The organism is Deltaproteobacteria bacterium (assembly GCA_009692615.1).
Taxonomy (GTDB): domain Bacteria; phylum Desulfobacterota; class Binatia; order UBA9968; family UBA9968; genus DP-20.
This window is the reverse complement of sequence record SHYW01000004.1, coordinates 40159-65177: the sequence shown is the minus strand read 5'-3', so window position 1 is coordinate 65177 and position 25019 is coordinate 40159. Positions and strand designations below refer to the sequence as shown.

General features: G+C 56.2%; 27 protein-coding genes. 10 read left to right on the top strand and 17 right to left on the bottom strand.

Translation table 11 applies throughout. The features are described from left to right. Positions 1–3 precede the first annotated feature (3 nt). From EXR70_01690 to EXR70_01665, 6 genes are all read right to left on the bottom strand, one after another. On the bottom strand, positions 4–1317 hold the full coding sequence (locus EXR70_01690; GenBank protein ID MSP37189.1) for a TAXI family TRAP transporter solute-binding subunit: 1314 nt from the start codon (positions 1315–1317) through the stop codon (positions 4–6). 109 nt (positions 1318–1426) lie between these two features. Then, the gene (locus EXR70_01685) at positions 1427–2425 is read right to left on the bottom strand and encodes an ABC transporter substrate-binding protein (protein MSP37188.1); all 999 of its coding nucleotides are present in this window, start codon (positions 2423–2425) and stop codon (positions 1427–1429) included. An 80-nt stretch (positions 2426–2505) separates the two neighbouring features. Continuing rightward, positions 2506–3129, bottom strand: coding sequence for a haloacid dehalogenase type II (locus tag EXR70_01680; protein ID MSP37187.1), 624 nt, complete (start codon positions 3127–3129; stop codon positions 2506–2508). 43 nt (positions 3130–3172) lie between these two features. After that, a complete protein-coding gene (locus EXR70_01675) occupies positions 3173–4321 on the bottom strand; it encodes an aminopeptidase P family protein (protein ID MSP37186.1) in 1149 nt (382 codons plus the stop codon). Between the two features lie 33 nt (positions 4322–4354). After that, positions 4355–4774, bottom strand: coding sequence for a tryptophan-rich sensory protein (locus EXR70_01670; protein ID MSP37185.1), 420 nt, complete (start codon positions 4772–4774; stop codon positions 4355–4357). A gap of 380 nt (positions 4775–5154) precedes the next feature. After that, a complete protein-coding gene (locus EXR70_01665) occupies positions 5155–5592 on the bottom strand; it encodes a hypothetical protein (GenBank protein ID MSP37184.1) in 438 nt (145 codons plus the stop codon). A gap of 99 nt (positions 5593–5691) precedes the next feature. Here EXR70_01665 and EXR70_01660 point away from each other — a divergent pair, with 99 nt between their 5' ends. From EXR70_01660 to EXR70_01635, 6 genes are all read left to right on the top strand, one after another. After that, positions 5692–6105 (top strand): cupin domain-containing protein, encoded by a 414-nt coding sequence (locus tag EXR70_01660; GenBank protein MSP37183.1) that lies wholly within the window; start codon positions 5692–5694, stop codon positions 6103–6105. A gap of 161 nt (positions 6106–6266) precedes the next feature. Next, positions 6267–6776, top strand: a complete 510-nt coding sequence (locus EXR70_01655) for a hypothetical protein (GenBank protein ID MSP37182.1) — start codon at positions 6267–6269, stop codon at positions 6774–6776. Positions 6777–6809: 33 nt separating this feature from the next. Beyond that, positions 6810–7151, top strand: a complete 342-nt coding sequence (locus tag EXR70_01650) for a hypothetical protein (GenBank protein ID MSP37181.1) — start codon at positions 6810–6812, stop codon at positions 7149–7151. A 432-nt stretch (positions 7152–7583) separates the two neighbouring features. Further along, positions 7584–8135: an N-acetyltransferase gene (locus tag EXR70_01645; GenBank protein ID MSP37180.1), complete on the top strand. Its 552-nt coding sequence runs from the start codon at positions 7584–7586 to the stop codon at positions 8133–8135. A 234-nt stretch (positions 8136–8369) separates the two neighbouring features. Further along, positions 8370–8873 (top strand): flavin reductase, encoded by a 504-nt coding sequence (locus EXR70_01640; protein MSP37179.1) that lies wholly within the window; start codon positions 8370–8372, stop codon positions 8871–8873. A gap of 65 nt (positions 8874–8938) precedes the next feature. Continuing rightward, positions 8939–9163, top strand: coding sequence for a VOC family protein (locus EXR70_01635; GenBank protein ID MSP37178.1), 225 nt, complete (start codon positions 8939–8941; stop codon positions 9161–9163). Positions 9164–10408: 1245 nt separating this feature from the next. Here EXR70_01635 and EXR70_01630 read toward each other — a convergent pair. From EXR70_01630 to EXR70_01610, 5 genes are all read right to left on the bottom strand, one after another. Continuing rightward, the gene (locus EXR70_01630) at positions 10409–10873 is read right to left on the bottom strand and encodes a hypothetical protein (GenBank protein ID MSP37177.1); all 465 of its coding nucleotides are present in this window, start codon (positions 10871–10873) and stop codon (positions 10409–10411) included. Between the two features lie 455 nt (positions 10874–11328). Further along, positions 11329–12798: an aldehyde dehydrogenase family protein gene (locus EXR70_01625; GenBank protein MSP37176.1), complete on the bottom strand. Its 1470-nt coding sequence runs from the start codon at positions 12796–12798 to the stop codon at positions 11329–11331. A 323-nt stretch (positions 12799–13121) separates the two neighbouring features. Continuing rightward, positions 13122–14168 (bottom strand): extracellular solute-binding protein, encoded by a 1047-nt coding sequence (locus EXR70_01620; GenBank protein ID MSP37175.1) that lies wholly within the window; start codon positions 14166–14168, stop codon positions 13122–13124. A 13-nt stretch (positions 14169–14181) separates the two neighbouring features. Continuing rightward, positions 14182–15114 carry an MBL fold metallo-hydrolase gene (locus EXR70_01615; GenBank protein MSP37174.1) on the bottom strand — a complete coding sequence of 311 codons (933 nt, stop codon included), beginning with the start codon at positions 15112–15114 and terminating at the stop codon, positions 14182–14184. Between the two features lie 29 nt (positions 15115–15143). Further along, on the bottom strand, positions 15144–16175 hold the full coding sequence (locus tag EXR70_01610; GenBank protein MSP37173.1) for a CoA ester lyase: 1032 nt from the start codon (positions 16173–16175) through the stop codon (positions 15144–15146). A 73-nt stretch (positions 16176–16248) separates the two neighbouring features. Here EXR70_01610 and EXR70_01605 point away from each other — a divergent pair, with 73 nt between their 5' ends. Next, positions 16249–17451 carry an MFS transporter gene (locus tag EXR70_01605; GenBank protein ID MSP37172.1) on the top strand — a complete coding sequence of 401 codons (1203 nt, stop codon included), beginning with the start codon at positions 16249–16251 and terminating at the stop codon, positions 17449–17451. An 84-nt stretch (positions 17452–17535) separates the two neighbouring features. Here the strand turns inward: EXR70_01605 and EXR70_01600 are convergent, their stop codons facing one another. Next, positions 17536–18696: an acyl-CoA dehydrogenase gene (locus EXR70_01600; protein MSP37171.1), complete on the bottom strand. Its 1161-nt coding sequence runs from the start codon at positions 18694–18696 to the stop codon at positions 17536–17538. A 65-nt stretch (positions 18697–18761) separates the two neighbouring features. Here EXR70_01600 and EXR70_01595 point away from each other — a divergent pair, with 65 nt between their 5' ends. Next, positions 18762–19271, top strand: a complete 510-nt coding sequence (locus EXR70_01595) for a MaoC family dehydratase (protein ID MSP37170.1) — start codon at positions 18762–18764, stop codon at positions 19269–19271. Between the two features lie 20 nt (positions 19272–19291). Continuing rightward, positions 19292–20497: a CoA transferase gene (locus tag EXR70_01590; protein MSP37169.1), complete on the top strand. Its 1206-nt coding sequence runs from the start codon at positions 19292–19294 to the stop codon at positions 20495–20497. Here EXR70_01590 and EXR70_01585 read toward each other — a convergent pair. Beyond that, positions 20490–21497, bottom strand: a complete 1008-nt coding sequence (locus EXR70_01585) for an extracellular solute-binding protein (GenBank protein MSP37168.1) — start codon at positions 21495–21497, stop codon at positions 20490–20492. The two genes, EXR70_01590 and EXR70_01585, sit on opposite strands and share 8 nt — an antisense overlap. Positions 21498–21552: 55 nt before the next feature. Between EXR70_01585 and EXR70_01580 the strand changes: the two genes are divergently transcribed. After that, positions 21553–22119, top strand: a complete 567-nt coding sequence (locus EXR70_01580; GenBank protein ID MSP37167.1) for a hypothetical protein — start codon at positions 21553–21555, stop codon at positions 22117–22119. Between the two features lie 69 nt (positions 22120–22188). On the opposite strand, the gene EXR70_01575 is transcribed toward EXR70_01580, so the two are convergent. From EXR70_01575 to EXR70_01560, 4 genes are all read right to left on the bottom strand, one after another. Continuing rightward, positions 22189–22518, bottom strand: a complete 330-nt coding sequence (locus EXR70_01575; GenBank protein ID MSP37166.1) for a hypothetical protein — start codon at positions 22516–22518, stop codon at positions 22189–22191. Between the two features lie 298 nt (positions 22519–22816). Continuing rightward, complete coding sequence (locus EXR70_01570; protein ID MSP37165.1) at positions 22817–23404, bottom strand: hypothetical protein; 588 nt, start codon at positions 23402–23404, stop codon at positions 22817–22819. A gap of 17 nt (positions 23405–23421) precedes the next feature. Further along, positions 23422–23997, bottom strand: coding sequence for a hypothetical protein (locus EXR70_01565; GenBank protein MSP37164.1), 576 nt, complete (start codon positions 23995–23997; stop codon positions 23422–23424). A gap of 4 nt (positions 23998–24001) precedes the next feature. Next, positions 24002–25003, bottom strand: coding sequence for an amidohydrolase (locus EXR70_01560; GenBank protein ID MSP37163.1), 1002 nt, complete (start codon positions 25001–25003; stop codon positions 24002–24004). Positions 25004–25019: the final 16 nt, after the last annotated feature.

The window sequence follows — 25019 nt, the reverse complement described above, 5'->3', positions numbered from 1 at the left end:
TCCCTAGCCGGTTTGGCTTTGTTGGGTAATCCTGTGCAGCCGATCACGCACGAGGTTGACATGGAGACGCAGGTTGTAAACGTAGTCGGAATAGTTTGCGCTCACCCGGGTATTGTTGATGCCGATTTCGATATCGTCGAGACGATGGAGATAGTTGCCGAGTTGCGCGACCTCGGGGTCGGCCGCGGCCTGGGCTTCCAAATATTTCAACTCGCCGTACCATTTGAACAGGCGCGATTTGTTGCGCCATTGGATCAGCGCCGGCAGAATTTTAAACAGCGGCAAGAGCACGGCGACCAGCGGCAGCAACAACACTGCCATGCGTTCGATTAAATTCGCCACCCAGAAGGGCAAGTAGCGCTGCAAGAACGGCGTGCCGGTTTTGTAAAAGCGCTTGGCTTCGTCGGCGAGAACGAATTCAATTTCCTTGGCGGCGGGAAAGTCGCCGGCCTTTTGCAGCATGCCGGAGCGGCCGTGGACTTCGCTGGCGGCTTGCAGCAGCAAGTAGCCCAACGCCGGGTGAAAATCTTCTTTGACGATCAAGTTGGCGGTGGTGGCGATCAAGGTGACGTCGCGCGCCGGCAAGTCGGCGGCGATGTCGACGGCTCCGCGCGGCAACTGCATGGAGGTCAGATAAGGGAAGCGGCGCGTGAACGCTTCGGCCTGGATTAAATTTGCCAGCTTGATGTCTTTGGCTTTGGCCAAGGTTTGCACTGTGGGCGCGTCGGCTGACGCGACCAACAGCGCGGCGTCGACCGATTCTTCGATGAGCGCGCTTACCGCTTCATTGCCGCCAATCGGTAACAGTTCGCTGGTCGAGCCGTCGATGCCGCTAATTTTTAATAATTGCAGCGCGAGGGCGCGGGTGCCGCTGCCTTCGGCGCCGACGGCGACGCGCTTGCCGGCGAGCTGACTCAGTTTGTCGAGGTCTTCTTTGCCGCGATAAAAAATCCACAACGGTTCGTAAGCCACCGCGCCGAGGGAACGCAGGCCCGCGGGCGGTTCACCGAGAACGACGCCGGCCTGAATCAAGCCAACGTCAAAACCGCTGTCGCTCTTCTGTAAGCGCTGCAAATTGTCGATGGAGCCCGCCGACGGTTTCAGCGTAACCGTGATCTTTTCCCGTTTGAGAATGTCGCGGTAGCGTTGCGCGAACAGATGATAAGCGCCGCCATCGGCACCGGTAGTCATAACAAAACTATCGGGCGGCGCGGGCTTGACGAATTTGGCGGCGACCCAGAATGCGCCGGTCACCGCGAGCAGCGGCAGGACGACGGTGATCAAGATATCTTTGAGCGATTCTCGATTCAACTGCATGCGCCCACCTTTCTTGGTTCTACCGACAATGGCGCGCAGACTTCTCTATTTGTAGGGATCGCTGGGTGAAAGAGTCGGTGATTTGCCATCTGCTTTTCGCTTGGATCGATTACTTGAAGCGCTCGACAAAGCCGCTGGCTTTAATCTCATCTAGCAAGCTTCCTTCCACCAGGCGCTGACTTTCCGGCGTCGCCTTGGCCGCGGCGGGATTGGTTTTGGCGGTTTCGGCGATGACAAATTCCATTCCCTTGCGCTCCGGCAGACTGAGCAGACCTTCGCCATGTTTGGCGATATAGAAGTCGTAACCGATGGACGCCGCTTCGTCGTTCAGACGCAAATATTTCTTGATCAGCCGTACGCCGAGAGGTTTGTCTTTTTTAAGCAGATAGAGTCCTTCGATCACCGCCTTGAGAAAGCCGATGGCGGCGGCGCGATTCGATTCGAGAAAGCTCCGCTTCGCCATGAAGCAGTTGAAGCAAAAGCGCGGCAGGCCCCATTTGCTCTCGGATAAGTCGACCCAAAGTTTCATGCCGGCATTGACCGCCGCCGTCGCCTGGGGATCGCTCAAAATCGTCGCTTGGACTTGGCCGGCCATCAATGCCGCTTGGCGCGTGGAAACGCCGCCTAGCTGAATCAACGAAACACTTTCCGGTTTGACGCCGACTTTTTCCAGCGTGAGCTTGGCGCTGACTTCGGACGACGAGCCGAAGCGGCTGATCGCCAAACGTTTGCCGGCGAGATCTTCCGGCTGCTTGATCTCCGGTCGGACGATCAGTTTGTCGGGAATGAAGTTCAATCCGCCGCCGACCACGGCGATGTCCGAGCCTCGTAGGTTGGCGCTCACGGCGAGGGACGAGGTGGAAAAAAGAAACTGCGCTTCGTTGGCAATCAATGCCTGCATGCCCACCGTGCCGTTCTCGATGGCGATGTATTCCAAATCGAATCCGTACTTTTTCAAAAGCTTCTGGTCGTAGGTGACCCAGAGCAGCGAATGGATCACCGAAAGCCCGCCGCTGGCGGCGCGCAGGCGCTGGGCTTCTGCGCGGCCTAGTCCGAGGACGGAGAAAGCTAGAATTAAAACGATTGTCAAAGCTCGTGCAAACAAGATAGCTCCTTCGGTTAAACGCCAAGTTGCTTGGCAAGATCTAAAAAGTCAGCGGTTAAGATGTCGAATCTTCCTGCCGGGGGCTAGGCCGATTCTTTTCCCTGTCCACGGTCCATCCGCCGATGTACATATGCCGTGCGCAGTCCATGTTTACTCGCGGATTGCAGATCATGTTCATGCGCGGCGACCATCATGACCTCTTCGGGTTTGAGATCGAAGAGTCGGAGCGGTAATAGATAGACTTCCGGCGCCGGTTTGTAGCGGCGCACGTTTTCCGCCGATAGGATGCAATCCCACGGCAGGCCGGCGTGTTTGGCCATGTTTGTTAATAGCGAAATATTACCGTTGGACAGCGTCGTGATGACGAATCTCGATTTCAGCCGTTGCAGTCCCGGCACGGAATCCGGCCAGGGGTTGAGCCGATGCCAGACGCGATTGAGATTTTCTTTCTCGTCATCGCTGAGTTTCAGTATGTCGAACTTTTTCAGCGTCTCGGCGAGCATCATGCGATGGAGATCGTCCAACTTCGTCCACGGCAGTTCGCCGTTCTGCACTTTGTCCATGTAGGGCCGATAAATCGCCCGCCAAGCGTCAGCGAAGGCGGCACAGTCGATGTCGAGACCTTTGGCTTTGGCGAGCTGTTCGATTTCGGCGATTACGCTTGAGCGCCAATCGACGACGGCGCCGAAAACGTCGAAGGCGAGAATTTCGACGGTTGGTTCAGTCATTACGTTTTTTCATAAATCGATTTCACCCGCATACGGAAAATTTAAACGGATAGTCGTGCAGCGCCTCGCCGCCATTCGGTTTTACCACGACGGCGGCGCCGAGCTGCAAGCCCGCCGTAAAATCTTTGGTGACCGGATTGGGTTGAATGACATGAACCATGTTTTCTTCGAGCGTCCATTTTTCTAGCGGATGAGTTGCTGATTTCGTGCCAAGCTCGGGAGATTTACCGGCTTCGCCGTGAAAGACGCTGTCATAGCTGGTGAATCCGTTATCTTCGATGGCTGATGTTGCCGCGACGATCTGTTCGCTAGTGGTGCCGGGTTTGCAAACTTTGCGCACGCTTTCGTAGCATTCGTAGGCGGCGTCGAAGAGTTTGCGGTAAATCGGCGCAGGTTCTTTGCCGATCGCGAAGGGGCGATGGATTTGCGTCGAGTAGCCCCAGTAACTGACGGTGAGTTCGGTGATGACGATGCTACCTTTTTCGAGCACGCGTGATGTCTGACGCTGCCAGGGGACGAAGCGGTCGGGGTTGTCCATGTTCGTTGACGCGATGAAGTGGATGCCCGGATCGCCGCCGTTTTTCACGTAGGCGTTGTAGACGATCGAGAGAACATCTTGTTCCGTCAGGCCGGGCCGTAGGTTGTTTTCCAACGCTTCGCAAGCGAGGTCGGTGAGATAGCCGCTTTTGCGAAGATAGACCAGCTCTGCTTCGCTGCGCACGCGGCGTATTCTGCCGAACTGCGGGCCGAACTCGACGAAATCCGCTTCTGGAAACTGGCGCAGCAATTCGGTCACGCTGCCGTACGCCATGGCGCGCATGCTGACCAGGCCGATTTTGCTTTTGCTCAGTCCGCGCTTGCGAATCTCTTCGACCAACGTCGGCATCGGCGTCGGCCCGTACCATCGGACATCGTCGACGATCGACTGCGCTTTGGCGCAAGGTTGATGATTGAAATAATGGATCAAGACCGTGGCATCGCCTTCGCGCGGAAATATCATCCAGCAGGGCGACTGCGCTTGGTAGTTCGAGAGATAGGCGACCTCCGACGAGCCGCGCGCACCGGAGATCAACAGTGCGTCGAGGTTTTCTCTTTTCATGGCATCGCGGATGGCGTCGTAACGGCGCCCGTATTCAGTTTCCGAGAAGCGCGGGAAAAGCATTTCAGTCATTTGAAACCTCTGCCATGTGTCACTGAATGTTTGTTAGTTCAGCCGCCAGATCGCCAAATTTAGCGCCGCGGCAATTGCCACCCAAAGGGCATAGGGAAGAAATAGCCACGCGGCGGTTTGGCTAGCTTTGTGGGCCGTCGCGATAAAGCAGCAGATCGCCGCCAGCAACGCGATGATATCGATCAATGCGAGATCTGGGCGGTGCAGTCCAAAGAAGAGCCATGACCAGAGAGCGTTTAGAATCAACTGCAGTAACCAAATCAGGATGGGTTTGGTGATGCTAATAGCTTTGGAACGCCACAGAGACCAACCGGCAACGGCAATGGCGATATACAGCGCCGTCCAAACCGGTGCGAAGAGCCAGTTCGGTGGAGTCCAAGCGGGTTTGTGCAACGCCATGTACCATGGGCCTGGACCAAATTGTGCGCCGCTCAGTGCGGCCGCGGCGACCATTATGAAAAAAATCGTTAGCGACAAAGGTCAGTCTTTCGTTATGAGGTGATTTTTCTTTTTAATCTTTCGACATCGGCTAGGTCCTGCGGTCTTGCCGCTGTCAGCTTGTTTTTGATCAAGAGTTCTCTAGACAGCACGCAGACTGGTTGATCGGCAAATTTTGAATCGACTCGCTGCGACCAAGTGAGCTTACTATAGCAATTCCCCAGCGACAATTCTCGAAATTTTCTCACGCCTTTTTAGTCACACTTCGGCATTGTAGTCCGGTTCGCTGAAGACCGGATTGTCGCGGCGCTAAATTAACACGTTTGAGATCGCAGGGAACGATGCGCCAGAGCAGCGTGTCGTTGGATTTCACGGCAGTTTTTAGTTGGTAGGCGTTAGTTGCCAGAGAGTTGCTTCAAGACCAGCTCGAAGGCATCGGGTTGGCTTTTGGATGTTGCGGTTTTGTAGAGCGCATAGCGATCATGAGACGGCCAGCCGCGCCAGCGATCGACGGTGACGGCGTCGCTCCGTTCGCGTACCGCATGCGGCACCGATAATTCACTCCACAGCGCAGGATCGCTGGGCGCGATGCGGCTGATTGGTTCATTGCGATATTTGTGCGACAGAAAGTCGAGATAGTTGGCGAAGACTTGACATTCTTCCGCGTTGTCGCAGGGCAGATGGCAAAGCACGCTGCGCTCTTCGAAGCTCAGCGCCAGCCAATCTTTGAGCCCAAGCTTGACGCCGGTGACATCGAGCTTGCGGCGCAAATCGAGCGGCAAGCGGCTCAAGTCCGGGTAAAACTCCGCTTCGTAGTCGTAGCGATGAAACATTTCGCGGGATCGGTTGCCTTTCGCCCCTGTGAAAAGTTATTTTCCTGATAGTCGGGTGCAAGTCAACCGCGCCGACAATATCGCGGGCGAGGAGGAAGTATGGCAACCGGTTACAGCAAGATCTTCATGCCCATCGGCAAAGTGGTCGAGAAGGAATTTCTTTCCAGACCCATGGGCTGCAAAGGCGTGGGCTTTAGTTACGTGCGCATCAAGCCCGGCCAGGGCGCGACCTACGTGCACCGCCACAAGGTTCAGGAAGAAGTTTTCATCGCCCTCAAAGGCGACGGCACGATAATACTCAACGGTAAACGGATCAAAATGCCGGAGGGAACGGCGGTGCGGGTGGCGGCCACTGTCTGGTGCGCCATCGGCAACGATTCGAAAAAAGACGTGGTCTTTATGATCCTAGGCGCGGTGCCGCCGAAAAAGTTTCCGCTCGGCGGCCGGACGCTGCTTGGCGACGGCATGCCAAATCGCAAGAAGGTGCCGCGCTGGAAACAGCCAAAGGCGTAGTCGAGAACGCAGCGCCGGGAAGTGCGGCGCGCGTCGTTTGGGCGGCGTATCGGGCTTGAGGATTTTTGCCGATGACATCATGCTGCTTCCTAATTCAGAATATCGGTCGGACCGCGCAATCATTTAATCGCAACCTCGATCGCAGAAAGAACTAGCACCTCATGCAATACGATCCGCGCCAATCCGAAGCCCCCGCCGCCATCGAACCCACTGGCTTTTTCACCGGCATTCAACTACGCCCAGTGGTCACCGGCGTGATGCTCGACACCATCTCAAGCTATGTCTTGTTCGAACTCTACTTTGCCTTTGCTATCGGCAAGGGGGCAGCGACCAATGAGCAAGCGATGGCCGCCTATTTACTCACCAGCGAAGGTTTGTTGGCGAGTCTGCTGCTCGGTTGCTTGGGTACGGCAATCGGCGGTTTTTACGCGGCTTATAAGGCGGGAGTGCTTGAGATGAAACATGGCGGCTTGGTCGCCGTCGGGTCGGTGCTGTTCGGCCTATTCATGCAGCTCATCGCCAAGGAAAGCGATATGCCCGAATGGTTCATCGGTTTGTCACTTGCCGCACTGATCCCCGCCGGCCTGCTCGGTGGCTTATGCGCGGAGCTATTTAAGTGGTTCAGCGGTGGGACTGGCGAGGGTTCGCCGGAGCGGCCCGTTCCGAAATAATTTAGTTGGGATAGCTGGGACGTAGGAGTGCGTATGAAAGAACTTTCGACGGCTCTACGGTTATGGATCGATATCATGGTGGCTCACTTGCTTTTAGTCATCGCTAAAGCCGGCAGGAGCGGCGAACCCAACGCAGATGTTTGCTATTATCTCGGCGATCGTTGCTGGCGCTTGGCCGATTGTTACAGGCGGCGCGGTGCCGGCGGGAAAGCGAGGAAGTTTCAGGCCGAGGCGGAATGGTATCTGCGCGAAAGCGGCTGGTGGAACGGCGGGCCCTATGGCGGCGCGTTGGCGATGCCGATACCGAAGCGGCCAAGTTTTACCGCGGCGGTCGGTAGGCGTTCACGGCAGGGACCGCCTGATGACGCGGCGTAGTCATGGAGTGATTGCTCCTGAGTTCACGCGAGTATTTCTGGAGAAGGTAATGACCTGGATTCGAATCATACTAGCGTTTGTAATGTCACCGCTACTGGCTTTGATTATTTCTAGTTCGTTAGCCCTTGTTTGCTTCAGCTTTTCTGACGGGATAGGTGCGCTGTCATTTGATTACTGGGTTCTATTTATCCCTGTGCCGGTATTTCTGTTATGCCGATCTATTTTCGGATGGACGCTGCTCTCATGTATTGTTTCGGGTATTGTAGCTTACTGTATCCAGTCAATTTGGGACATCGTGTTCAATAGTAGAAATACTGTCGAGGCGAATGGCCGCGTTGTCTTTCAAGTCATGCAGTGGGCATTACCCCTGATTACCGGAGTCGCCTACGGTGCGGTGTTTTGGCTGATAGCTTTGTTCCGAGCGAGATGATTATGGGTGCTACTGATTATCGCCGCGCGTTGCCGGCGGATTATCCGGCCATCGTGCAGCTCAACGCCGCCAACTTCATCACCAATCTTGCCGCCGATGAGCGCGCGGATGGATTTCTCTCGGCGGTATTTACGTTGGATCAGACCGCCGCCATGGCGGAAGATTTGGGCACGACGGTGGCGATTGTCGATGGCCAGCTCGCCGGATTTCTCTGCGCCTTTCGCAACGAATTCAACCATGGTTCGCCCGTGGTCGCCAAGATGATCGAATCCTACGATCGCCTGCGCTTTGACGGCCAGCTGCTCAATACTTACAAATCCTATGCCTACGGTCCGGTGTGCATCGACCGCGTTCATCGGCGCCAAGGACTTTTGCGCGGCTTGTTCGAAGCGCAGAAACGAGACCTGGCAGGGCGGTTCGAAGTCGGCGTCGCGCTGATCGCACGCGCCAACCAACACTCGATGGATGCCCACGTCGCGGGTTTGGGGATGACCGATGTCGGGAGCTTCGAGGTCAACGGTAATGTTTTCGCCACCGTGGCGTTTCGTTTGTAGGCCAATAGAACCAGCCAGCGATGCTTTTCCCGGCTCCCTCGCCCATTCCGATGGGAGAGGGCGGGGGGTGAGGGTTTGAATTTTTCGTACGCCCTCACCCTAGCCCTCTCCCAGAGGGCGAGGGAATTCGAAGGTTCAAAATGCGACATGACGCGGCTTGCGCTTGCGCAATCGGTTACTCTCCCATAGAATCGCTTCGCCGATTCGGCAGATCGAAATTGAAAGGATAAAATTATGGATGCTGATGCGAAGAAAACCGCGTTGCGGATGATCCCCTACGGGATTTACGTTCTTACCGCTGAAGGAAAAGACGGCAAGGTGGCCGCTTCGACGGTCAACTGGGTGACCCAGACGGCGTTTGCGCCGCCGCTGGTGGTGGTCGCTGTGAAGACCGACTCGGGTGCGCACGCGCTGATCAAAGAGTCGAAGGTCTTTGCCCTCAACATGTTGGGCAAAGATCAGAAGGGTCAGGCTTTTACTTTTTTCAAACCGCTTGAGCGGGACGGCAACACGATTGGCGGCGAAGCGTTCCGCAAAGGTTCGTTGGGCGCGCCGATCTTGGAGAAGGCGCCGGCGTTCGTTGAGTGCACGCTGGTCAACACCGTCGAGATGGGCGATCACTCGATCTTTGTCGGCGAAGTGAAAGATGCCGGCGTTGCTGTGGCGCCAGCCGGGCGGCCTGACGATGCGATCTTGGCGATGCGCGATTTGGGCGACAAAGTCTTCTACGGCGGATAGAATTATTCCGAGTCTAGCGTCGAGAGTTGAACCTTAGACGCCAAATATTTTTTTGGAGGCCGATCATGGCTAAAATCAGACACATTGCTTACCGTGCGGTGGACGTGGACGCGATGGCTAATTTTTTTGTCGACGCCATGGGCATGAAGTTGATCCAGAAGCGCAAGAACAACGCCATCGATCTGAGCGACGGTTCGGTCAACATCACGGTTCTTCCGCTCGCCGCCGGTACGGGCGGCCAAGCCGGCATCGACCACATCGGCTTCTCCACGGACAACGATCAGGAGTAGTTTAAGGCGTTAGAAGCGGCGGGCGCGGAAAAAGCTGGCGCGGTGAATCTCGGCACAGCCTACTACGAAGATAAATATAAAGGGCCGGAGGGCATTATCGTCGATGTCGGCCACTGGCAGGGCGCGGCGCCGGTGGAAGAGAAGAAAAATTAGCCGCATCCTTCGACGATGCTCAGGGCGATCGGGGCGCAAAGTACGCAAAGGGTCGGAACAAATATCAGGGTTGTAAGGGCGCAGCATGCTGCGCCCTTTTTTTTCGTCGATGAGCACACCAGCCTTGCTCTCCCACCGTCGTGGGTCGGGTTAGCGTTCAGCATAACCGACCTACGGTACGGCTCTTGACTACCGCTAGCCGTTGGCGATAAAGGCGCTACACGTTCGACTTCAACATCGACAGAATGGAACACTAACCATGTTTGCTCAACCAACCCAAAAGCGCATGAACCGTCTCATGTCGGCTGCCATCGTCCTGACCTTTGCGGGGGGGGCGCATCTCTAGTCTTCGCAAGGGTTACATATAACACCATCGACCCGGTCGCCATTATGACTGACAACGGTCGCCATATCATTGTGACCGGGCCAATTGAGTGCACTAAGGGGGAGAGGGCGTCTCTACGAGTGGCGGTAACTCAGCGTTCAACTGGGGCCGTGGCAGAGGGCCGCACGCTGTTCAACTGCACGGGCATACACACCCAACAATGGAAAGTCCATGCATCGAACCACGGCAACGAGACATTTGAGCAAGGGCCGGCCACCGCTGTCGGTTTAGCTGTCACCACCTCTCGTGGAGAAGCCAGCGATGCGCATCAGTGGTTGGTAAATATCACGCTGGTAGAAGAGTAAAGCCGGTAGGTCGGGTTAGCGCAGCGTAAGCCGACGCCTGCGCTAACCGCGATGCAACATCGCGGCGCAGAGGCCGGGCTTGTTGACGGTTTCTCCGATGCGATGCTAGACTTTTGCCTATGAGCACTATCGCTGAAATTGAAACCGCTATTGAGCATTTACCGACACCGCAAGTGGACGAACTCGCCGCGTCGCTGGCTGCCGAAGCCTGACTCAAGCGGGCGCGGGGCGACGCTCTGCCGGACGTGATGGCCCTCACTCGTGGTGAGGAATGAGCGGAATCCTTTTCGATACGAACGTCTTGCTCGACATCGCCACTGAGGATGTGACCTGGCTCGGTTGGTCAGTGAGTAGAGCGGATGTCGGGTTACGCTTGCTAACCCGACCTAATGTTTTGAATGCTTAGGATCGGGTGGGTCGGGTTTTTTCTAGGAGTTTAATATCACCGAGGTCTTTGTCCCGGTTGGCTGCGCGTTTATTCTTGATTAAGAGATCTCGACTCAGGAAAAATGCTGGGAGCCCGGATAGGTTGCCTTGATTTCGGTTCGCCCACGCTTCTTCGAAGGTCACACCACTGATTCCAGTTAAAATATCTATACGGTTAGGTTCTCGCCCGAGTTGAATGACGTAATCCACTTGTAAAAAATCTTCACGTTTGATGCCGAGTTGGGCAAATCCAAATGCATCGATAACCTGGATTAAATTGTCAGCATTTTGCTCATCCCGCGCGACAAAGACATCAAGATCGCCCGTGTAGCGCGGCCGACCGTGAAAGGCGAGGGCCCAGGCGCCGACGATAACGTACCTAACATTCTTCGTGGTCAGCAAGCGGATGAACTCGCGCAGATCGGTCGATAGTTGCTGCATCGGGATTCTCCGGCATAATCAAGTCGAGGAGGCGTTGAAGTTTTTCATCGCCCGAAAGATGCCGGTATTCTTCGTATTCGGCCTCTTCTTGCGCGTCAAAAGATCGGAACTTGCGGACGATTTTTTCCATCGTTAGTTTGGGTAGGTGTCCTAAAGACTCGATAGAGTTAAAGCCCGTAGTTCTTCGACAACTCGTTTTGTGTGGCTTGCGGAAGCGATTCGATGATTTTCGAAGATGTCTCTGTAGCCTTGCTCATCGTGGTTGTATTGTATCAAAGCCACTTCGGCAGCGCTACTGACAATTTCTACCAGCAGAAGCCCGTAGGTCGGGTTAGCGCAGCGTACCCGACCTACGGGACTTTCATCGCAGAGGCGCTGAGTTCGCAGAGAGTTAATACAAATCTCTTATCTCTGGATGCTCCGCGTCTCGGCGGTGATATCTCTGCTTGTTTACTTCACCGAATCATCAACCTCTCCGCCTTGCCGGAGTAGTTGATAAACACGGTTTTCAACTCAGTGAAAAAGTTCAGTCCCTCGACCGCCATCTCGCGCTCGCCGACGCCGGTGGCCTTAGTGCCGCCGAAGGGTAGTTGAGCTTCGCCGCCAATCGTCGGTTCGTTGACGTGCACCATGCCGGTTTCCACTTCCTCGACGAAGTTCATGATCGTGTCGATATTTTCCGTGAAGATCGACGTCGTCAGGCCATACTCGACGCCGTTGGCGTAGCTGAGCGCTTCGTCGAGATTGTTCGCCGTGGTGACTGCGAGCACCGGGCCGAAGATTTCTTCTTTGAAGATGCGCATGGCCGGCGTGACGTTGTCGAATATCGTCGGCTCGACGAAATAACCTTTGCCAAGCTCTTGCGGCGCTTTGCCGCCGAGCAGCAGACGCGCGCCTTCTTGCTGGCCGATGGCGATGTAATCGAGATCGGTTTTCCATTGTTTGTTGTCGACCGCCGGACCCATATCGACCGACTCGTCGAGACCGGGACCCACTGTGATGTTTTTCGCCGCCGCCACCAGTCGTTCGACCAGCGCGTCTTTGACGGCGGGCGCCGCGATCACGCGCGAAGTCGCCGTGCAGCGTTGGCCGGTGGAGCCGAAGGCGCCGCCGTGGATGGCGATGGCCGCCTTGTCGAGATCGGCGTCGGCCATGACGATGACCGCGTTCTTGCCGCCCATTTCACAGGTTACTTTAGCGCCGCGCTGGGCCGCCTTGGCGTAGAGCGCGCCACCGACTTCGTTCGATCCGGTGAATGAGATCGCGCGCAGCACCGGCGAGTGAACCATCGCTTCGCCAACCACCGAGCCGGCGCCGACCAGCATGTTGAATACTCCGGGAGGCAATCCGGCTTCTGTGTAAATCTCGGTAAGCAGAGCGGCGGTGGCGGGCGTCAGTTCAGCGGGTTTGAAAATCACACAGTTGCCCGCGGCCAGCGCAGGAGCGGATTTCCACACCGGAATCGCCCAGGGAAAATTCCACGGTGCTATCAGGCCGACGACGCCGAGCGGACGGCGAATCGTGTAAGTAAACGTATCGCGCGCTTCGGACGGCAGCGTCATGCCGTGCATGCGAAAACCCTCGCCGGCGTAGAATTCCAACAGCGAGATGCCTTTCATCACTTCGCCTTTGGCTTCTTTGAGAATTTTTCCTTCTTCGCGGGTGAGCGTGCGGGCGATTTCGTCAGCGCGTTGGCGCGCGATGTCAGCGGCGCGCCACAGCACCCGACCGCGCTCGGGGCCGGGAGTTTTCTTCCAACCGCGAAATGCCGCTTGCGCCGCGTCGATCGCGCGCGCGACATCCTCGGCGGTTGCGGCGGGAAACTCGGCGATTACTTCATCGGTATCCGCCGGGTTAATATTACGCACCAATCGATTCGACTTCGGGTGAAACCATTTGCCGTCGACAAATGAACCGGTGTTCATGATGACCTCGCTCTCGCTGGTGATTTTGGTTCAATGATATATCCGGCAGGGCAAATAAAAACCAGAGCGGCGATGATAGGCGTCACTTGCCTTTTCCACGGCTGACAGGACATGCGCCAATCGCGGCGAAAGTCCGTCATTCCCGCGCACGCGGAAATCCAGGTGATTCGCCGTAGGGGCGGGTTTAAAACCCGCCCTCCCTGGATTCCCGTTGTCACGGGAATGACGGATGGGAACAAGGCGACTTCCAGTTGACACACTCAAAACCCTTCGGCTTGAAGTCTAAGGAGTTTCGTTATCGTGGATTCAAATTCCCGGAGAAACTAGAAAGACCGTCGCGTTAGGTCGCGCATGATCGTGCGCCACTTGCTCTCGAGGTTGTCGATCTGTTCGGCGCTCATGCCTGTTTCTGGATACCAGCGCTTGAAGCCGTAGTCCTTGGTCGGGTTGCCGTATTCGTACTCTTCGAGAACTTTCTGCCCGCCCGGTCCGAGGATGAAGTCGGCCAACAGCAACGCGGCATTGGGATGAGGCGACTTGGCGAGGACCGCGGTGGAGCCGGAGTTGGACGGCACCACGTCCATGGGAATCCATTCGATGGGCGCGCCGGCTTTGAGCGAGACTTCGACGTGATTGCGAAACGTCGTCGGCGAGACGCCAACTTCGCCGGAGATCACCATGTCGAGCAAGGCGCGGCCGGAGACGTTGTGCACCGAAGGATTTAAGGCTCTGAGCTTTCTGACATACTCCTCGCCTTTGAACTTGAGCATGGCGCCGGTGACGGTGACGCCGGTGTCGCTACCGGCGAAGGAGATCTTGTCCTTGAATTCCGGGCGCAACAGTCCTTCGTAGTTTCGCGGCGCGATTTTCTGCGGGATGATATTTTTATTGTAGGCGAGGCCGATGTGGGATTCGCGATCGATGGCCCAGTAGACCAAACCCTTGGGCGCCTTTTCTTTGACATTATCGGGATACTTGGCGATGGTCGAGAAATAATAAGGCACCAGCCAGTTGTTGTCCTTCAATAGTTTTAACAGTGGAATCGTCGTCTCCATGGTGTCGGCGATGTAGCGCTTGGCCTGGGACTCGGCCAGGATGCGCGCGCTCATCTCCTGGCGCGTGGCGCGGTAGGATTCCACCGCCACGCCGGGATAGCGCGCTTCGTACGCGGCGGCGAGTTTTTTATAGGAATCGCCAGCCAGGGAGGTGTACCAAGTGACTTTGCCTTCGGCTTTAGCGCCGGCGTAGAGCACTTTCTCGCGGTCGGGTTTGTCGTAGGCGGCCAGTTGTTCGGTGGTCATCTTGCCCTGGGCCCAAGCCGAACCGGCGATGCTTAACGTGACGAGAACTGTTGCGACGATGGGTTTCATTGATTCCCTCTCCCTAATAACCGGTTTCCATCAACTGATTGTAAAAAAGTTTGTAGAACGAACGCAGCCGTTCGGGCCGAGTATAGTGTGCGAACTCTTGGGGAATTTTGAATTCTTTTTCGATTTGCTCCAGGCTCTTGCCCGCGGCGATCATCTTGGCCACCTCGTCGCGCATGACGACGAAATAGCGTTTCTGCTCTTCTAAATCCTTTACGCCTCTGCCCAAGTGAGCGGGGCCGTGGCCCGGAACAAACGTCTCCACCGGCAGATTGCGCGCCATGATGTTGTCGAGAATCTGAATCCAGCCTTTGACGTTGGAATAAAAAATTTCTCCCGACTCGCCTTGGCCGGGATGAATCTCGGTGTCGAGCAGATCGCCCATGAGCATGACGCGTTTCTGCGGAATGTAGACGGTCAAATCCCCGGTGCTGTGGCCGCGACCCTCGGGAGTGATCTGAAACGTCAGGCCCCCCAAGTAAATCGTCGTCGGCGCTTCGATGCCGATATCGGGCTGGCCCAGGTCGCCTTTTTTGTAAGCCGCGAAGCGCGGGTCGGCGGAATTTTTTCGCTCGTTGAAATCTTTCAGCTCCTGCATTTGAAAATCGTGGATCTGATTTTTGCTGCCGATCCAGATCGGTTTGTCTTCACGGAAGTGCATGGAGCCAGTCGCATGGTCGCCGGCGCTGTGAGAGGTGATGAGAAATCTTATTTTTTTGTCGGTGGTTTTCCGGATGAACGCCAGGGTTTGGTCGGCGCTGTCGATGGCGAAGTCGAGCACGACCACGCCGTCGTTGGTGAACACTACGGTAGAATTGCCCGACCCGCCGGAATGCTGCATCAGATAAACGTTGTCGGCGATTTTCACCGGCGTCAGGCGCACCGGCGCGGCAGCGCCCATGGTGAAGAGACTGACGGCGGCGAGCAACAATGGCAATTTGAATTTCATTGGCCTACTTCCTTTGATGTTGCATCAGTTTATTGGATCATGCCCAACGACTTCGCCATGTCGATGGTGCGCCGGGCGCGCTCGACGATGGGGCGGTCGATGAGTTGGCCGCCAAAAGCGATGGAGCCGTCGCCGCGCGCGTTCGCTTCTCCAAACGCTTGCAGGACTTTTTGACAGTAGTCGATTTCCGTCGCGGTCGGACTGAAGACCGTATTGATCGCGTCGACTTGCGAGGGATGAATGCACGACATGGCTGAGAAGCCGAGTTGGCGCGACTGCTTGGCGAAGCCGTGCAGGCCTGCTGTGTCGTTCAAATCGACCCAGACGCCGTCCACCGCTTGGACGTGAGCCGCTGCAGCGGCGACGACGATGGCTGAGCGGGCGTAGATTAGATCTCGTGCTTCGCCTTCCCGTACGGCGGGTAGGCCGATCTCGCGGCCGAAGTCCTCGGCGCCAAAAATGATCCCGACGATGCGCGATGACGCGGCGGCGATGGCCGGCGCATTGAATAGCCCCTTTGGGCTCTCGATGGCGATCAATAATCGTACGCTGCCCTTGGCGATTTGGTTCTTCGGTTCCATTTCGTTCAAAAGCGCATCGACTTTGCGCACATCGTCGACGGTGTCGACTTTCGGACAGACTAATCCTTCGAGACCGGGACGAACAACCGCGGCCAAGTCGGCGTCCATCCACTGGTGGCCGATGGAGTTGATGCGCACGTAGCGGGCGGGGGAGACGGGAACTTTGGCGCGGCCCAAGGATTCGCCGATATTTTTGCGCGCGGCGTCTTTTTCATTGGGCGCGACGCCGTCTTCGATATCGAGCATGATCGCGTCGGCGTTCAAGCCGAACGCTTTGTCGATCATCTTTTGCCGGTGTCCCGGCACGAACATCCACGAGCGGATCAAATCCATGGGAAAAATCTCCTTGGCGGAAATTTTTACCTGAAGGGGCGGCGAATGTCTAACGTCGTCGGTTGGCTGAGTGACCGTTTTGCCTTTGAGGACGAGATCTCTCACTTCGTTCGAGATGACAGAAGTTGAATAAGACTCATCTGTCATTTCGACCCCTGGGAGAAATCTTTCCCGCCGTTCGCTTGAAGACGGGAAAGTTTTAGAGAATAACTGTTGGGATATGAAGCTCAGCACGGTCAAACTTCTGGTGCCGATCGTCGCGGTGACGATTCAAAGCAATTCGGCATCGACGGTGATCCCGCCTTATCTCGATCATATGCATATTCCAGTGGCGTTGATCGGCACGTTGATCTCCCTCGGGCCGATCTTCGCGTTGATGGCGCGCCTGCCGGTGGGCATGCTCTACGTTCGGAACAGAGCACGGCTGCTGGTTTCCCTGGCGGTGCTGGCGATGGGCGTGACCAATTATTGCTATAGCTTCGCGCTCAGCAGCTGGACCTTCGCCATCGTCCATTGCCTCAACGGTTTTGCCTACAGTGCGGTGACTACGCTTTACATGGCGTTCTACGTCGATTCTTTATCCCCCGATGAAAACCGCAACCACGCCATGGGCTACTACGTCGGCACCCTGGCGTTGGGTTACTCGACGGGAAATTTTTTCGGCGGCTTGATCGCCGATCATTGGGGTTATGGCTGGACGTTTCAATTGGGGGCGTTCTTGTCGTTGGTGGCGGTGGCGCTTTTGTGGCTGCTCCATGGCCCTGAGGCGATCGGCGAGAGCGTGGCGAAAGCTAAGGAAACGGCGAAGCTGACTTCTAAAGATTCACTCAAAGCTTTGCTCGAACCCGAGTTGGCATTCGTCGTGTTGGTCGCGTTGTTTTTAAATTTATTGCATCAAATGGGCGGCGTGTTCATTTCGCTCTACGGCTTGGGGGTCGGCATGAGTCTGACCCAAATCGGCATCATCCGCGCCGCCTACGCCGGCTGCAATGCGGTGACCCGGCCAATCAGCGGCCATGTGGTCAACAAAGTCGGCCACAAAGGCTTGTCCTATCTCGGTTTGCCGCTGCAAGCGTTGATCTTGATGCTGGTGCCGCTGTTTTCTACTTTCGGCACGATCATCGTCGTCTACGTCGCGTCGGGTTTCATGCGCGCTATCGTGTTTGTCGCGAACGCGGTCGGTTTAGTCCAAGACGTACCGGAATCGAAAGTCCGCCGCGGTTTGGCTTCGGGTGTTTACAACGCCGCCGGCGATCTGGGCAATATTCTCGGTCCATCCATCGGCGGCTTCATCGCTCACGCCACCGGCATCGCCAGCGTGTTCGTGGTTGGCTCGTTGGGGTCAACAGTGCTGTTTCTTATCGGTGTGGTGTGGTTGCGAAGGATGAGCAAGAGGGAAAATTCCAAGAGTCTTGCATCTTGAGTTAAAGGAGCGCGGGTTTTCTAACCCGCTCAGGAAAATACGCGGACAGGAGTGTCCGAGCTCCAATGTCCGCGCTCCATTTTTTTAGTACGACTTAGGCATGCCGAGCACATGTTGTCCGAGATAAGCCAGCACAAGATTGTTGCTCACCGGCGCGATGGTTAGCAAACGCGTCTCGCGAAATTTTCTTTCGACATCGTATTCCGCCGCGAAGCCGTAGCCGCCATGGGTGGTCAGACAGGCATTCGCCGCTTCCCAAGCCGCTTCGCTCGCTAGATACTTGGCCAGGTTCGCTTCGGCGCCGCATTTTTCCTTGCGATCGAATTTGGTCGCGGCTTGGTAGCGTACTAAGTCAGCTGCCTCGATATTGGCGTAAGCTTTGGCGATGGGAAATTGGATGCCCTGATTCGAGCCGATGGCTTTGCCGAAGACATTTCTCTCGCTAGCGTACTTGGCGGCGCGCTCAACGAACCAGCGGCCGTCGCCAACCGCTTCGGCGGCGACGAGAATTCTTTCCGCGTTCCAGCCGTCGATGATGTAGCGAAAACCCATGCCTTCTTCGCCGATTAAATTCTCCACCGGCACTTCGACATTATCGAAGAACAGCGCGTTGGTGTGATGGTTGATCATCAGGTCGAGTGGTTTTACGTCGAGTTTTTCTCGATTGGCTTTCAAATCGACGATGAAGACCGACAGGCCGCGGGTTTTGTCCTTCAGTTCGTTATACGGCGTGGTGCGGGCAAGCAGCAGCATCAAGTCGGATTGCAGCACGCGTGAGATAAAAATTTTCTCGCCGTTGATCAAGTAGCGGTCGCCTTTTTTCACCGCCATGGTTTGAATGCGCGTCGACTCCGAGCCGGCGTTGGGCTCGGTGACGCCGAAGGCTTGCAGGCGTAGCTCGCCGGTGGCGATTTTCGGTAGGTAGCGTTTCTTCTGTTCGTCGTTGCCGTGGCGCAGCAGTGTGCCCATCGTATACATCTGCGCATGACATGCGGTGGCGACGCCGCCGGAGTGGTTGATCTCTTCCAAGATGATGCTCGCTTCGGTGATGCCCAGTCCGGTGCCGCCAAATTCTTCGGGGATCAGCGCCGCCAGCCAGCCGAGATCGCTAAGTTTTTTCACGAATGTATCAGGATAGGCTTTTTCGCTGTCGATCTTGCGCCAGTAGGCGTCGGGAAATTCTTTGCAGACTTTTTTAATCTCGTCGCGAATCTGCTGCTGCTCGGTGGTCAGGTTGAAATCCATTACTTCCCCCTATAATTACCTAGACTATAGCGTAATGTTGTTTTTGCTTAAACAGGAGGCGCGTCATGGCGATTAAGCCGGGTTGGGAAGGGCGTTTTTTTGAGGACTTTGAAATCGGCGACGTCTATCGCTGCCGCTTGGGACGGACGGTCACCGAAGCGGATAACATTTGGTTCACATTGCTCACCAACAACACCAATCAGATTCATTTCAACAACGAGTACGGCAAGCGCACCGAGTTCGGTAAATGTCTGATCAACAGCGCTTTGACTCTTGCCATCGTCGCCGGCATGGGCGTGGCGGATGTGAGCGAGAATGGCTTCGCGCTGGGCTGGGACGGCATCAAACTACCCAATCCGCTGTTCGCCGGCGATACCCTTTATTCCGAATCGGAAGTGCTTGAAAAGCGCGAGTCCAGTTCCAAGCCGCAGTGGGGCATTATCAAAGTGCGCACCCGCGGCATTCAGCAAGAAGGCAAAGTCGTCATCGACTACGCGCGTAGCGTGATGGTGTGGAAGAAAGCGTTCGCGCCGAAGAACGATTTGTTTCCGGAAATCAAAGAAGACAAGAAGTAATTCTGTTCAATACTTAAGGGGTGGCTGTGGCAAGTAATTCGAAACCTACGCGGGCATTAGATGGCGTGAAGATACTCGCATTCGAGCAGGTGCTCTCCGGCCCGTTTGCAACTTGCTTGCTCGCCGATATGGGCGCGGAAGTGATCAAAGTCGAGCGGCCCGGTGTCGGCGATGTGATTCGTTCCTGGGATTCGGTCGTGAAAGGATTGTCTTCCGGTTACGTTTGGTTGAATCGCAACAAGCGCAGTTTGACGGTCAATGTTAAAAAAGAAAAGGGGCGCGAGATTCTGCAAGAGTTAGCCAAGCGCTCGGATATTTTCTTCGAGAATTATGCGCCTGGCGTCGCCGGCCGGCTTGGACTCGGCTATGAAAAGCTTTCAGAACTCAATCCGCGGCTGATCTATTGTTCGCTGTCCGGTTATGGCCAAGACGGGCCGTATCGCGATGTGAAGGCTTACGATCTTTTGATTCAAGGCGAGGGCGGGATCATTGCCACCACCGGCTATCCCGACAAGCCGGCGAAAGCGGGCATCGCCATCGCCGACATCGCTTCCGGCATGTATGCGGCGATCGGTCTACTGCTCGCTTTGTACCAGCGCGAGAAGACCGGCGAGGGACAATGGGTCGACGTGTCCATGCTCGATTCCATTGTCTCGTGGCTCGGATATTTTCCCCATCACTACTGGCACGCCGGCGAAGAGCCTGGGCGCGTCGGCATGCGTCATCATTATGTTTGTCCCTACGGGCCGTATCTGGCGGGGGACGGCGAATACGTCAACCTGGCGGTGGCAAGTCCGGCGGATTGGAATGTCTTCTGCAAAGTCGTCATTGAAAAACCCGAGATGCTTACCGACGCGCGTTTTGCCACGGTTCAAGATCGGCGGACAAACCGGGGTCTGCTGGAAGAGACGATCGAGGATATTTTTTCCGCCCGCGACCACAAATTTTGGCTTGAGCAACTGAAGAAAGCCGAGTTGCCGCACGGTATCGTGCGTGGCATTGCCCAAGTGTTAGCCCATCCCCAAGTGATCGCGCGCAAACTCATCCGTGAAGCCGAATCGCCGGTAGGCAAAGTTCCAGTGATCGCCAACGCGCTCAAGATGTCGAAAAGCGAGGCGCGCTACGATCGGATTCCTGGGCTCGGTGAAAACAATGAGGCGATTCTCGCCGAGCTTGGCTACGACGGCGCCGCTATCGAAGCGCTCAAGCGCGAAAAAGTTATTTAGCCGCCCGTTTCACGAATAGATAGTCGAACAGTTTGGCGTAGTATTGGGTGCGCGCCGCTTCTTCGGGCGGGATCATGCGGATCTTGTCGCGATCAATGCTGATCTTGGGCGTGACATCGCTGCGCGCGGGAATTTTTCCCAGATTGCGAAACAGCTCTTGGCCGTCCTTCGATAAGACGTAATCGATAAATAACCTCGCGGCATTTGGATGGGCCGCGCCCGCCGTGACGCCGATGGACACCAACTCGCCGTAGAGCGGATCGATCGGCTTTAACCAATCCACCGGCGCGCCTTTGAGTTTTAGATTTTCGACGTTGTTTTCGTTGATCGAAAATCCCAAGGGAAACTCCCCGGCGGCGACGAGGGTTAAGAGTAAACTGCCGCCGCCGCGAACTTGTGGCGACTGGGCGGCGAGTTTCTGCAAAAAGTCCCTGCCGGCTTCCTTGCCGAAATGGGTCGTCATGGCGGCCAGGAACATTAGATTGTTGCTGTTCAAACCGAGCCGGCCTTTCCATTTGGCTTGCAGCGGGTCGATGTAGCGCGCCGGCAGTTCCGCCGGCGACAACATTTTGCTGTTGTAGGCGACGGTGTGGACGATCGGCATGACGTTGGTCCAATAACCTTCAGTGTCTTTGAACTGCGCGACATAGTTGTTTCGCTCCGGCGATTCGTATTTGGCCAAGAGCTTTTGCTGCGCCAGCTCGTAGTGGACAAAGCCAAAGCCGAGCACGACGTCGGTAAATACTTTGCCGCCGCGATGCTCGGTGAGAATGCGCTGCAAGATCGCCGGCGCGCCCATGCGCACCAGTTCGACTTTGATCTGGGGATATTTTTTCTCGAAGCTGGTTTGCACGGTGACCGCGTCGGCGGCGTTCATCGCCAAATAGGCAACCAGCTTTCCTTCACGCTTGGCACGATCCAATTGCGAGCGTTCGGCGCCAAAACTCGTTGAGAATGGCAGAACGGCTGTTAGGATGATTGGGAAAAGGTGTCTTCCCATGTGGGCAAAGTAAAAAAAGGCTGGGGTCAGTCAATTACAATAATAGGAGGCGGGGATGGCGAAACCGGTCATTGGCGTGATGGGCGCGTCGGCCAACGATGGGCTCACGGCAACAGAAGAAAATCGCCTGCAACAGCTGGCGGAAAAATTAGGCTCGGCGATCGCTGCCGCGGATTGTTTTCTATTAACCGGCGCTACCACCGGAATGCCGAATCAAGTTGCCCAGGCGTTTCGCAAACGGGGCGGTTTTGCGTTGGGGATCTCACCGGCGGAGAATCGTCGTGAACACGTAAGTCGCTTCGGGTTGCCGGATGATGGCGCCGATCTCATCGTCTACACCGGCTTCGGATACAAGGGACGCAATGTCATCAATATCCGCTCGGCCGATATCGTCATTATCTTTGGCGGCGCCACCGGCACGCTTAACGAATTTACCATCGCCTACGACGAAGGAAAGATCATCGGTGTCCTCGACGGTAGCGGCGGAGTCGCCGATCATCTTCGAGAGATAATTAGCTTTTGCAATAAAATAACTTCGGCGGTTGTCATCTTCAACCACGATCCCGACGTATTGGTGCGAGAGTGCGTGGAAATGCACGACCCGGCTTTACGCCGAGGCTAAAAAAAAAGACTGGGAGAGCGAGTGACTCTCCCAGTCTGATCGGTTCGATTGGATAAGGATCGATCGGGATTAGTCGCCGCTGTCGCCGCTGCTGCTGCCGTCGCCGTGAATACCGCGACTGGAGGCGGCCAATTGTTTGCGCACTTCCTGCTGGCTCTTGGGATCGAAATCGCAGGGGCCGTAGCTGTCGATGACGTCGGACGGTTCGAATTCCAACGAACCGTTGCGCAGGGATTCAGCGGTGAACGCCATATATTTGATGTGGCAGTAGGTGCCATCGGCGTTCGCCTGCTTGGAAATGACGCCGCTTTCGTTAGCTTTAGCGTGGCCGGCGCCGACCGTCACAGACAGCGCCATCATGGCTGACAAGGCTAAGGGTTTGAGGTTGTTTTTGATCATTTTGCCTCCTTGGGGGTTTGTTATTCTACTCCTGCTTTGAGCAAAGCAGATGCCACTTCCGCCGCGGGAAATCGATTACGTCGGAGCACAGTTGAGGTAAGAAGGCGATGTCAGCGGCGTGGCTGTGAATAACGGGAATTGTCACACCGTAGCGCGAATTGTTGCGCGGGTTTTGTGCCGCGCTAGGTGGATTAAAGAAATTTGATGCAGCGCCGATGATCTCTGGTTGTAATCTGTTCTTTAGCGGTTTTGATGACGGTGGCGGCAGATCGACGCGCTGCCACAGCCGGTCCCGCCTCTATTTCGTGCCGCGCGGTTTGAGGTAAGCGCGCAGGAATTTTTGCAGTTCGGCCCGGCGCTGACCGGCATGGCTCGCTTCATCGGCAGCTTTGGTCTCGCTCCAGCCTTGCTCGACGACGTGGAAGATCATCATGTAGGGCGCGACCCGTTCGGCGAACGCGCAGTTGACCAACATCGGTTGGTTGCGTTTATCGCGCACCAGTCGTAGGAACTCATCGATTTGCTCGTGGGTTGGGAGATGATCCAGAAACGGCAGATTGAAGTAGCGCAGCTGATTTTGCTCGACCATGAAACGCTCGCGCAAGGTATCGACACCATCCTGGCGCGCGCGCAGCGTCAGCACCGCGCGAAAGCCGTTGGCCGCAGCGTTGGCATAGGCGTCGCCGGATGGCTGCCCGCCGCTTGAGGGCTTGTCGTCGATACATAACACGATCGGCGCCGCGGCTTTGATCAGAGAGTCAAATTCATCGGTCGCGGGGCGCTGGCTTTGGCGCGGCGTTTCGGCTGCGATTGCGCTTTGCCACGAGAGAATCACGCTCCAGGCGAGCAGAGCTTTGATCGTGTTCCGTGTTTTTCGTTTCGTCATGCTAAAGACCACGCAATTCACTGAGCTTTGTGGAGCGCGATGTAGTCCTTGGCGAATTTCTGCAAAACCTCGCTAGCGAGACCGATTTTGATCGCTTCCTCCAGAGCTTTCCCCTCGCTCCATTTTTGATCGACCACTCGCAGGATCATCATGAAGGCGCCGACGCGATTGGCGCTGGCGCAATTGACCAGCATCGGATGATTGCTTTTGTCCCGCGCGATGCGTAGAAATTCGTCGGCCTGTTCGGGCCGCGGCGCTGAGCCGTTTACCGGAATATTGAAATAGCGCAGGCGCTGGCTCTCGACTCTGGCGCGTTCGAGCACGAGATCGATGCCTTCACTATTGGTGCGCAGGCTCAGCACGGCGCGAAAGCCGTTGGCGGCGGCCTTGCCATAGGCTTCGGCGGTGGGCTGAGCGCCGGTGGTGAAACTGTCGTCCAAGCAAAGCACTTTCGGCACATCGGCGCCGAGGGCGCGCTCAATGCGTTCCAACTCGGCGCGCTTCGTCACCGGCGCTTCCGCCGCCAATGCCGTCGCGGGGAATAGGACGGACAGCAGCAATACTGCGGTCGGCAGTGAAGGCAGCTTCTTCATTGGCTTATTGTAAGTTGAAAACTCCCGCCGCGGTGTTGCCGAGGATGTTCGACTTGTTGGCTGTGGAGCAGGGCGCTTGGCGCACCATGTCGATGGACTCGATGATGTTCGCGGCGCTTTTACATTCCAACGGATAGTCGCTGCCGAACATGATGCGGTCGGCTGTCGTGATATTCAATGCCGCGGCCATGGACGGCGCCCAGGCGCCGGTGCCGGCGGTGTCGAAGTAGAGCCGTTGAAATAGATTTTCAAACCGTTCGGTGACGCCGAATTTTATCTGTTCGTTTTGAGTTTTCAAATAGCCGCGCATCTCCGCCGGAATCGGCGCGTCGTCGGTTTCGAAAAACGCCATCATGCGCCCTTTGAGCGACGACGCGGCGCCGCCGAGATGGGGAATGATGAAACGCAGCTCGGGGAAGCGCGGCAGCACGGCGTTCATGATGCGCACGATCGCTTGAGTGGTTTCCAGCGGGCGAAACACGCAGCGGTCGAGACTGTAGGTGGTTTCCGAACCCGTGGGTTTCGACTGCGGATGGATGATGATCGGCAAATTGTTTTTTTGAATGATCTCGTAAAGCGGGAACATGATCGGGTTGTCGAGCTGGACGTCGAGGTGGCAGGCGAGCAGGGCGACGGAGCGCAAGCCGAGCTCGTGGATACCCCGTTCGAGCTCGCGCTTGGCGCTTTCCGGCTCGTGGATCGCCATGTGGATGGCGCTGCGAAAACGGCTTGGATGTTTCTTCTCCACCTCGGCGACACCGTCGTTGAGCGCCCGAGCCACATCCGCGCCCATGACTTGGACCTGGTCCGTGAGGATCGAGACCGTGACGCCCGCTTCGTCCATCGCTTTGATATGAGCGTCGAGATCTTTGCGCGACGGGTGCAGGGTTAGACTAATTTCTTTGGTGACGATGCGTTTACCGCCGGCTTGGGCGGCCAGGCGATCGAACAATTGCGCCGGCATGTAGTGGTGGTGCACATCGACGATCAATTCAGCTGAGGCCATGATGAAATGCTCCTTG

Excerpts from the sequence above, each read along its gene's own strand:
- EXR70_01625 (MSP37176.1), bottom strand. The coding sequence starts at position 12,798 with ATGAACACCGGTTCATTTGTCGACGGCAAATGGTTTCACCCGAAGTCG.
- EXR70_01690 (MSP37189.1), bottom strand. The coding sequence starts at position 1,317 with ATGCAGTTGAATCGAGAATCGCTCAAAGATATCTTGATCACCGTCGTC.
- EXR70_01585 (MSP37168.1), bottom strand. The coding sequence starts at position 21,497 with ATGGGAAGACACCTTTTCCCAATCATCCTAACAGCCGTTCTGCCATTC.
- EXR70_01630 (MSP37177.1), bottom strand. The coding sequence starts at position 10,873 with ATGCAGCAACTATCGACCGATCTGCGCGAGTTCATCCGCTTGCTGACC.
- EXR70_01605 (MSP37172.1), top strand. The coding sequence starts at position 16,249 with ATGAAGCTCAGCACGGTCAAACTTCTGGTGCCGATCGTCGCGGTGACG.
- EXR70_01665 (MSP37184.1), bottom strand. The coding sequence starts at position 5,592 with ATGTTTCATCGCTACGACTACGAAGCGGAGTTTTACCCGGACTTGAGC.
- EXR70_01660 (MSP37183.1), top strand. The coding sequence starts at position 5,692 with ATGGCAACCGGTTACAGCAAGATCTTCATGCCCATCGGCAAAGTGGTC.
- EXR70_01675 (MSP37186.1), bottom strand. The coding sequence starts at position 4,321 with ATGACTGAAATGCTTTTCCCGCGCTTCTCGGAAACTGAATACGGGCGC.
- EXR70_01600 (MSP37171.1), bottom strand. The coding sequence starts at position 18,696 with ATGGATTTCAACCTGACCACCGAGCAGCAGCAGATTCGCGACGAGATT.
- EXR70_01650 (MSP37181.1), top strand. The coding sequence starts at position 6,810 with ATGAAAGAACTTTCGACGGCTCTACGGTTATGGATCGATATCATGGTG.
- EXR70_01620 (MSP37175.1), bottom strand. The coding sequence starts at position 14,168 with ATGAAACCCATCGTCGCAACAGTTCTCGTCACGTTAAGCATCGCCGGT.
- EXR70_01565 (MSP37164.1), bottom strand. The coding sequence starts at position 23,997 with ATGAAGAAGCTGCCTTCACTGCCGACCGCAGTATTGCTGCTGTCCGTC.
- EXR70_01655 (MSP37182.1), top strand. The coding sequence starts at position 6,267 with ATGCAATACGATCCGCGCCAATCCGAAGCCCCCGCCGCCATCGAACCC.
- EXR70_01610 (MSP37173.1), bottom strand. The coding sequence starts at position 16,175 with ATGACAGATGAGTCTTATTCAACTTCTGTCATCTCGAACGAAGTGAGA.
- EXR70_01640 (MSP37179.1), top strand. The coding sequence starts at position 8,370 with ATGGATGCTGATGCGAAGAAAACCGCGTTGCGGATGATCCCCTACGGG.
- EXR70_01580 (MSP37167.1), top strand. The coding sequence starts at position 21,553 with ATGGCGAAACCGGTCATTGGCGTGATGGGCGCGTCGGCCAACGATGGG.
- EXR70_01635 (MSP37178.1), top strand. The coding sequence starts at position 8,939 with ATGGCTAAAATCAGACACATTGCTTACCGTGCGGTGGACGTGGACGCG.
- EXR70_01560 (MSP37163.1), bottom strand. The coding sequence starts at position 25,003 with ATGGCCTCAGCTGAATTGATCGTCGATGTGCACCACCACTACATGCCG.
- EXR70_01570 (MSP37165.1), bottom strand. The coding sequence starts at position 23,404 with ATGACGAAACGAAAAACACGGAACACGATCAAAGCTCTGCTCGCCTGG.
- EXR70_01595 (MSP37170.1), top strand. The coding sequence starts at position 18,762 with ATGGCGATTAAGCCGGGTTGGGAAGGGCGTTTTTTTGAGGACTTTGAA.
- EXR70_01615 (MSP37174.1), bottom strand. The coding sequence starts at position 15,114 with ATGAAATTCAAATTGCCATTGTTGCTCGCCGCCGTCAGTCTCTTCACC.
- EXR70_01575 (MSP37166.1), bottom strand. The coding sequence starts at position 22,518 with ATGATCAAAAACAACCTCAAACCCTTAGCCTTGTCAGCCATGATGGCG.
- EXR70_01670 (MSP37185.1), bottom strand. The coding sequence starts at position 4,774 with ATGGTCGCCGCGGCCGCACTGAGCGGCGCACAATTTGGTCCAGGCCCA.
- EXR70_01645 (MSP37180.1), top strand. The coding sequence starts at position 7,584 with ATGGGTGCTACTGATTATCGCCGCGCGTTGCCGGCGGATTATCCGGCC.